This window comes from Methylophaga sp. UBA5088 (assembly GCF_002414625.1).
Lineage (GTDB): Bacteria > Pseudomonadota > Gammaproteobacteria > Nitrosococcales > Methylophagaceae > Methylophaga > Methylophaga marina.
Map to the genome: position 1 here is coordinate 23,125 of NZ_DIAC01000086.1, position 3,300 is coordinate 26,424.

Below are 3,300 nucleotides of genomic sequence, written 5' to 3' on the forward strand. Positions count from 1 at the left end.
GAAACCCATAACCATCCAACAGCGATTTCTCCCTTTCCTGGTGCTTCAACGGGGGCTGGTGGCGAAATTCGTGACGAAGGTGCAACTGGACGTGGTTCAAAACCAAAAGCGGGTTTAACGGGGTTTTCTGTGTCGAATCTGGAAATCCCAGGGTTTGAACAACCTTGGGAAACACCTTATGGCAAACCGGCGCGTATGGCCTCTGCTCGTGAGATTATGATCGATGGCCCTCTCGGTGGTGCGGCCTTCAATAATGAATTTGGTCGTCCGAATTTATGCGGTTATTTCCGTACTTTTGAAGTTCAAGTACCAACAGATAATGGCTTTGAAGTGCGGGGCTATCACAAACCTATTATGGTGGCTGGCGGCATGGGCTCTATCCGTCCACAACACGTTGAAAAAGGCATCATGGATCCAGGTGTGCAATTGATTGTACTGGGCGGTCCGGCAATGTTAATTGGTCTGGGAGGAAGTGCTGCTTCTTCAGTCAATTCCGGTGCCAGTGATGAGGGACTGGATTTTGCCTCAGTTCAACGTGGTAATCCTGAAATGGAACGCCGCTGTCAGGAAGTGATTGACCGCTGTGTGGCCTTAGGTGATCAAAACCCGATTATTGCCATTCACGATGTCGGTGCCGGTGGACTCTCCAATGCTTTCCCTGAACTGGTCGATGACAGTGGTCGTGGTGGTCGTTTTGAACTGCGTGTGATTCCTAATGATGAACCCAGTATGTCACCCATGGAAATCTGGTGTAATGAGTCTCAAGAGCGTTATGTGTTGGGTGTACATCCTGACCGTATTGATGAATTCAAAGCCATTTGTGAACGTGAGCGTTGCCCGTGGGCTGTTGTGGGGGAAACCACTGAAGAAGAACATTTATTACTCGGTGATGCCGATAATGAAACATCACCGATCGACATGCCACTGTCATTATTATTAGGTAAACCACCTAAAATGCTGCGTGACGTGAAACATACACAACATGAGCATCCAGATCTTGATTTTGCCGGTGTTTCACCCAGAATGGCTCTGGAACGTGTACTTACATTGCCAACGGTAGCCAGTAAGAACTTCCTAATTACCATCGGTGATAGAAGTGTAACAGGTTTGGTCGCACGTGATCAGATGGTAGGTCCATGGCAAGTGCCGGTAGCGGATTGTGCTGTCACTTTAGCCGATCACCATGATGTGTTAGGCGAAGCGATGTCGATGGGAGAGCGTGCACCGATTGCACTGATCAACGCACCTGCTTCAGGTCGAATGGCAGTGGGGGAAGCGATTACCAATATTGCCGCTGCCAAAATTGAAAAGTTGGGTGACATTAAATTATCAGCTAACTGGATGGCAGCATGTGGTCACCCTGGTGAAGATGCACTGTTATACGATACCGTCAAAGCGATTGGTATGGATCTCTGTCCTGAGTTAGGTATCGCTATTCCCGTCGGTAAGGACTCTTTGTCCATGAAAACGGTATGGGAAGATAAGGGCGAAACCAAAGCGGTGACTTCACCTTTATCTCTGATTATCAGCGCCTTTGCGCCTGTCACTGATGCCAGCGCAACGACCACGCCGCAATTACGTACTGATCGTGGTGATACTGATTTGATTTATATCGATCTGGGGCAAAATCACAACCGTTTGGGTGCTTCCGCTTTAGCTCAAGTATTCAAACAAGTGGGTAACACAGCTCCAGATATCGAAGATGCGACACATTTAAAAAACTTCTTTAACGCTATCCAACGACTGAAGAATGAAGATTTATTGCTGGCCTATCATGACAGAAGTGATGGCGGCCTCGCTGTTACCTTAGCTGAGATGGCTTTTTCCGGTCATTGTGGTCTGGATATTCACTTGAATGGTCTTGGTGAAGCCTTGCCGGTATTGTTCAATGAAGAATTAGGCGCGGTTATCCAAGTGCCTCATGCTGATTTGAATCATGTCATGAATATTCTTAAAGACTATAATTTGACCTCCATGTCATTTGCCATTGGTAAAGTGACTGAGCAGCAGCAAATACGCATCCATGTTGAGCAGGAACTGGTTATTGATGAGTCTCGTGTAACGTTGCAACGTTTCTGGGCTGAGACCAGTTACCAGATGCAGTCAATGCGTGATAATCCTGATTGTGCAAAACAAGAGTTTGATGCGTTATTGGATGAAAAAGATCCTGGTTTATTTGCCAAACCATCATTTAATCCGGCAGAAAATATTGCCAGCTCTCTGATCGTGAGTGGTCATCGTCCCAAGGTTGCCATTCTGCGTGAGCAAGGGGTAAATGGTCAGGTTGAAATGGCAGCGTCATTTGATCATGCAGGCTTTAATGCTATTGATGTGCACATGAGTGATGTGCTGGAAGGGCGTATTGATCTGAATGATTTTGTTGGCTTGGTTGCGTGTGGTGGGTTCTCATATGGTGATGTTTTAGGTGCAGGACGCGGTTGGGCCAGCACCATTTTGCATAATGAGACTGCCCGTCAACAGTTCTCAGCATTTTTCCATCGTGAAGATACGTTTGCGTTGGGTGTCTGTAATGGCTGTCAGATGTTGTCGCAGTTAAAAGAGTTGATACCTGGCAGTGAGCATTGGCCTCGATTCTCTCGTAACCTGTCTGAACAGTTTGAAGCACGTTTCTCACTGGTAGAGATTGTAGAGTCACCTTCAGTGTTATTGAAAGGGATGGCCGGTTCTGTGATGCCTATCGTTGTGGCTCACGGTGAAGGGCGTGTTGACTATGCCGAGACGGGGTCTGAAGATCAGGCGCTAGTGGCCATGCGTTATGTCGATCATTATGGTCAAGCTACGGAAGCTTACCCAATGAACCCAAATGGATCGATTAATGGCGTGACGGCACTGACGACAACCGATGGTCGGGTAACGATCATGATGCCGCACCCTGAGCGTGTAACGCGCACAGTTCAGCATTCATGGCATCCGGATGACTGGGGCAAAGATGGTCCGTGGGCAAGATTGTTCCAAAATGCGCGATGCTGGGTGAACTAAACCCGGATGTAAAAAAGGACCGAAAGGTCCTTTTTTTATGGCTAACGTAAAGAGAGCTATACTTTAAAACGTTGTGCAATCATATTGAGCTGCGTGGCGAGTGTCGCCAGGTTTTGACTAGCAGTAGCAATTTCTTCGCTGCTATGCATGTTATTTTCAGATAAGTCTGATACGCGTGTAATGTTACGATTGATTTCTTCTGAGACCAAACCTTGCTCTTCAGCAGCACTGGCAACATGTGTACTCATATCAGCGATTTGTGTCATCGAATTAACAATGTTTAATATCGATTGTGTGGCT

General features: G+C 47.0%; 1 protein-coding gene and 1 pseudogene. One reads left to right on the forward strand and one right to left on the reverse strand.

Annotation, left to right across the window (positions count from 1 at the left end):
- A partial coding sequence (gene purL, locus B4K20_RS10930) for a phosphoribosylformylglycinamidine synthase (RefSeq protein WP_289282904.1) occupies positions 1 to 3,000 on the forward strand: 3,000 nt, incomplete at its 5' end.
- A gap of 56 nt (positions 3,001 to 3,056) precedes the next feature.
- Here purL and B4K20_RS10935 read toward each other — a convergent pair.
- Positions 3,057 to 3,300, reverse strand: a pseudogene (locus B4K20_RS10935) (methyl-accepting chemotaxis protein); the annotation flags it as partial.